The organism is Rhodoplanes roseus (assembly GCF_003258865.1).
Classification (GTDB): domain Bacteria; phylum Pseudomonadota; class Alphaproteobacteria; order Rhizobiales; family Xanthobacteraceae; genus Rhodoplanes; species Rhodoplanes roseus.
Genome location: NZ_NPEX01000088.1, coordinates 1 through 4,900, shown reverse-complemented (window position 1 = coordinate 4,900; position 4,900 = coordinate 1). Strand labels below are relative to the sequence as shown.

The 4,900-nt window shown below is 70.6% G+C and carries 6 protein-coding genes; 2 read left to right on the top strand and 4 right to left on the bottom strand.

Annotated features, from left to right (window positions below; genetic code table 11):
* Nucleotides 1–48 precede the first annotated feature (48 nt).
* Together CH341_RS14310 and CH341_RS14305 are read left to right on the top strand one after the other, a co-directional pair.
* Nucleotides 49–903 (top strand): MBL fold metallo-hydrolase, encoded by an 855-nt coding sequence (locus tag CH341_RS14310; protein WP_111419692.1) that lies wholly within the window; start codon nt 49–51, stop codon nt 901–903.
* Nucleotides 904–1,008: 105 nt separating this feature from the next.
* The gene (locus tag CH341_RS14305) at nt 1,009–1,491 is read left to right on the top strand and encodes a hypothetical protein (protein WP_146604477.1); all 483 of its coding nucleotides are present in this window, start codon (nt 1,009–1,011) and stop codon (nt 1,489–1,491) included.
* A 37-nt stretch (nt 1,492–1,528) separates the two neighbouring features.
* On the opposite strand, the gene CH341_RS14300 is transcribed toward CH341_RS14305, so the two are convergent.
* The 4 genes from CH341_RS14300 to CH341_RS14285 form a co-directional block, all read right to left on the bottom strand.
* Nucleotides 1,529–2,026 (bottom strand): nucleoside deaminase, encoded by a 498-nt coding sequence (locus tag CH341_RS14300; RefSeq protein ID WP_111419690.1) that lies wholly within the window; start codon nt 2,024–2,026, stop codon nt 1,529–1,531.
* Nucleotides 2,027–2,033: 7 nt separating this feature from the next.
* On the bottom strand, nt 2,034–2,873 hold the full coding sequence (locus CH341_RS14295; RefSeq protein ID WP_245431053.1) for an ABC transporter permease: 840 nt from the start codon (nt 2,871–2,873) through the stop codon (nt 2,034–2,036).
* Nucleotides 2,839–3,618, bottom strand: a complete 780-nt coding sequence (locus tag CH341_RS14290) for an ABC transporter ATP-binding protein (RefSeq protein ID WP_111419688.1) — start codon at nt 3,616–3,618, stop codon at nt 2,839–2,841. Before CH341_RS14290 ends, CH341_RS14295 begins: the two co-directional genes overlap by 35 nt.
* A 201-nt stretch (nt 3,619–3,819) precedes the next feature.
* Complete coding sequence (locus tag CH341_RS14285; RefSeq protein WP_111419687.1) at nt 3,820–4,809, bottom strand: ABC transporter substrate-binding protein; 990 nt, start codon at nt 4,807–4,809, stop codon at nt 3,820–3,822.
* Between the last annotated feature and the right edge of the window lie 91 nt (nt 4,810–4,900).

The window sequence follows — 4,900 nt, the reverse complement described above, 5'->3', positions numbered from 1 at the left end:
GCCTTCGGCGCGCCCCGGAATGACGACATTGCGGTTTTCGGAGGTGCCATGACGCTCACGGTCACGATCCTCGGCTGCGGCTCGTCCGGCGGGGTGCCGCGGCCGGCGCTGGGCTGGGGCGTGTGCGACCCGAGCAATCCGAAGAACCGGCGGCGGCGCTGCTCCATCCTGGTCGACCGCGAAGGCGCGGCCGGCCGCACCCGCGTGCTGGTCGACACCGGGCCGGATCTGCGCGATCAGCTCCTCGACGCCGACGTCGACTGGCTCGACGGCGTCCTCTACACGCACGAGCACGCCGACCACACGCACGGGATCGACGACCTGCGCGGCCTGTTCATGCACCGGCGCCGCCGTCTCGACGTGTATCTCGACGAGCCGACCTGGCGCGTGATGCTCGCGCGGTTCGGCTACTGCTTCGTCACGCCGCCCGGCAGCGCCTATCCGCCGATCGCCAACGAGCACCGCCTGGTGCCCGGGCAGCCCGTCACGGTGGTCGGGCAGGGCGGGCCGGTCACGGCGCTGCCGTTCCTTCAGGACCACGGGGACATCCCCTCGCTCGGCTTCCGGTTCGGCGACCTCGCCTATTCGAGCGACCTCGTCGACCTGCCGGCCGAGAGCGTCGCGATGCTGCACGGCCTCGACCTGTGGATCATCGATGCGCTGCGCGACAAGCCGCATCCGAGCCACTTCTCGGTCGCCCAGGCGCTCGACTGGATTGCCCGCCTGAAGCCCAAGCGCGCCATCCTCACCAATCTCCACAGCGACCTCGACTACGAGGAGCTGAAGGGCCGCCTCCCCGACAACGTCGAGCCCGCCTACGACGGCATGCGAGTGCGGCTGAGCGACGGCGACGTGGTGGTCGAGTGCGGGGCCGATGCCGCCGCGCCCGAGAGCCGGCGGTGACGCGGACGCCGACGGCGAGGCGCATGCGACTGAATCAGGGCGTCGTAACGGCGTTTTAACTTGCTTGGCGAAATCATGGTCCCGTCGTGCATCGACGAGGGCCGCATGTTCTTCAAGCGAACGAGCAAGACGTCCGCCGCCGTGATCGATGCGTACCATGCCGCCGGGCCGGGGCTTCTGGGGCCCGAGGATGCACTGGCCCACGCCGCCTACATGCACTTCGCCCAGGACGCCTACCGGCGCCACCGGGTCGGCGATCATCGCGACCTGCCGCGGCGGGTGATGCGCGACCTCGCGCTGGTGCTGGTGCTGGTGCAGGACGATCGGCCGTCCTTCGACCGCATGCTGGTGATGGCCGGCATCTCGTTCGACGACATCCTGGACCTTCGCCGGCGCGCCGCGCGGCGGCCCGAGCTGGTCGAGGAGGTCCGCCACGCGATGCGCACCGCGCTCGTCGAGGCCCGCGACGCCCGCCGGGCGATGCGGAGCGCGGCCCTCGCCGCGACCGCCGCCGCCGCGGCGACGCCGCTCCATGATCCGCTGGAAGAGTTTTTGCTCGCCCCCGAGGCGGCGCGACTCGCCGCCTGAGATCCGCCCGTCTCCGGCGGCCTCCCGTCGGAAAAAGTCAGCGCTTCGTCCAAAACCCGTCGTGCAGCGCCGCGGCCTCGTCCTCGAGCAGCGGGCCCGTCACGGCGACGCTGCGCTGGCCCGCCGCGAACACGGTGCGGCAGGGCAGGTCGAGGGTCGGGTTCTCCGGATGGTCGCCGGTCTGCTGCTTGAGATGGCGCTCGCTCTGGCCGTAGACGACGCGGCCGATGCCGGCCCAGTAGATCGCGCCGGCGCACATGGCGCAGGGCTCGGCCGACGAATAGAGCGTGCAGGTCGCCAGCACGGCCGGTGCGAAGGCGCGGGCGGCGCGGCTGGCCAGGATGCGCTCGGCATGGGCGGTCGCGTCGTGGCCCTCCGCCGTGTAGCCGTTGCCTTGCTCCATCAGCACGGTGCCGTCGGCGCCGACCAGGATCGCGCCGAACGGGTGATCGCCGCCGGCACGGGCGCGGCGGGCGACGTCGAAGGCGCGGCGCAGCAGCGTCGCGTCGTCGAGGGCGGACGAGGCGTCGGTCATCGGCGGCTCATCGTTCCGACTTGGGCAGCGACCACGGCACCAGCCGCTTCTGCACCAGGCCCACCAGCCGGAACAGCAGGAGGCTGATCGCCACCAGCAGCACCAGCCCGGCGAAGGCGGCCGGGATCTTGAAGAACGAGGTCGAGAACAGGATGAAGAATCCGAGGCCGCGCTCGGCGGCGACGAACTCGGCGACGACGGCGCCGATCACGGCGAGCGTGGTCGAGATCTTCAGCGCCGAGAACAGGTGTGGCAGCGCATAGGGAAGGCGGATGTGGAGGATCTCGCGGGTCCGGCCGGCGCGCAGCGAGCGCGACAGCTCGATCAGCTCCTCCGGGGTGGAGAGCAGGCCCGTGACGGTCGAGACGACGATCGGGAAGAAGGTGATCAGGAACGTGATGACGATGCGGGGCAGGTCGGAAGCCCCGAGCGTCACCACGATGATCGGCGCGATCGCCACGATCGGGGTCGACTGCACCACCACCAGCAGCGGATAGAGGGTCCGCGACAGCAGTCGCGACGAGGCGAGCGCGACGGCGAGCGGCACCGACACCAGGATGGCGAGCCCGTAGCCCATCAGCGCGACCCGCAGCGTCGCCCAGACATGGCCGAGCCAGACCTCGAGCGGGGTCGCCAAGGCCGCCGTCACCACGGCGCTCGGCGCCGGCAGCAGGAAGCTCGGGATGGCGAACAGCCGTGTCGCGCCCTCCCAGGCCGCCAGCACGGCCAGGAACGCGACCGCCGGCGCCGAGCGGTCGAGCCACACCGACAGCGGGGCCCGGGCGTCCGGCGGTGCCGTTTCCGTCGCGGCCTCAGGCTGCGGCGGGACGGGAGAAGAGACTGCCACGGATGTGATCGGCGAGGGCATGGAATGTCGGATCCGTCAGGGTGGCCATGGAGCGGGGACGCGGGAGCGGCACGTCGAGGATCTCGCGCACCCGGCCCGGACGCGGCGTCATCACCACGATGCGGTCGGCGAGCAGCACGGCCTCCGGAATCGAATGCGTGATGAACAGCACGGTCTTCGGCCGGTCCGACCAGATGCGCAGCAGCTCGAAGCTCATCTCGTCGCGGGTCAGCGCGTCGAGCGCCGAGAACGGCTCGTCCATCAGCAGGATGTCGGGATCGAGCAGCAGCGCACGGGCGATCGCGACCCGCTGCTGCATGCCGCCGGAGAGCTCGTCGATGCGCTTGTCGGCGAAATCGGCGAGGTCGACCAGCGCCAGCAGGTCGCGCGCCCGCGCCCGCTCCACCTCGGTGACGCGGCCGTATTTGTGGCGCATCGGGAACGTGACGTTGCCGAGCACGTCGAACCACGGCAGCAGGGTCGGGCGCTGGAACACGATGCCGATCTCGTCGCGCGGCTCGGTGACCCGCATCCCGTAGATCTCGACGGCGCCGCGGGTCGGCGCGATCAGGCCGGCGATCAGCCGGAGCAGGGTGGACTTGCCGCAACCCGACGGACCGAGCACGGCGACGAACTCGTGCCGGCCGATGTCGAAGCTGACGCGGTCGAGCGCCGTGACGGCGCGGCCGGCCTCGGTCCGGAAGACCTGGCCGAGATCGTCGAAGCGGATCACCGGGGGTGTCATGATCGCTACTTTCGGACTCGATGTGCACGGCCGCGCGTTGCGCGCGACCTCGCTCCGTCCTCGTCCTGAGGAGCCGCCGGAGGCGGCGTCTCGAAGGACGGGGGCGGCCGCGCCGGTGGCCTCATGGTTCGAGACGCGGCCGGCGGCCGCTCCTCACCATGAGGGGCTGGCTGTTGCGACGGCGCTCTGATCTGGGCGTCGTCACTTGGCGACGCTGCGGTCGACCACGGTCTCCGGATCGAGCTTGCCGATCGGCAGGTTCTGGGCCTTGGCGACCCACTGCCAGGTCGTCGCCAGCAGCTTGGGCTCGAAGGCGCCGTCGCCGTCACGCTTGGAGATGTCGTTGACGATCAGCGGGATCGACGAGACGAACTGCTTCTCGGCGGTGGCGACGTCGATCTCCGGCACCATCGCCTTCAACGCGTCGGCCGCCGCCTTCGGGTCGGCGATCGCCATCCTGGTGGCCTCCGCATAGGCTTTCACGAACTTCTTCACCGTCGCCGGCCGCTCCTTGAGCATCCGCTCGGAGACGAACAGCGACAGGCCGTAGCCGTCGTAGCCGTAGTCCGACCACTGCAGGACCTTCAGGGTCTTCTTGGCCTCGGCGAGCGGGCCCTCGAACGCGGCCGCGACCGTGATCCAGTTGATCGTGGCGACGATCTGGCCGGCCGCCAGCATCGGGGCCAGGGCGCCCGGATCGACCTTCAGGAGCTGCACGCTGGCCGGGTCGATGCCGTTGGCGGTCAGCACCAGCGGCCACGACACGTTCGACGACGAGAAGGTGGCGGTCGCGACCTTCTTGCCGGCGACGTCCTTCAGGCTGGTGATGCCCGAGCCCTCGGTGGTGAAGATCGCGTCGGCCTGCTTGGTGTAGATCGAGTACACGGCCTTCACGGGCACGCCGGTCTCGGCCTTCGCCTGCAGCAGCGCGGCGAGGCCGCCCGTGCCGATGTCGGCGGCGCCGGTGCCGAGCTTGGTCACGACGTCGCTCGAGCCGCGGCCGCTCTGGATGGTGACGTCGAGGCCTTCGGCGGCGAACAGGCCCTTCTTCACGGCCAGGTAGGGCACGGCCTTGTCGCCGGCCGGGAGCCAGTCGATCATGAAGGTGATCTTCTCGGCGGCCTGCGCCGGGGCGCCGATCAGCATCAGCGCGAGCGCCAGCGTGGTGATCCGGGACAACGTGCCTGTCATCGAGTCCTCTCTCGGTGGGAAGGTGGGTCGATAGAAGTCGGGCGGTCGAACGTCATGGCTCACCTCTCCGCCGCGCCGGCAGATCGGAAGA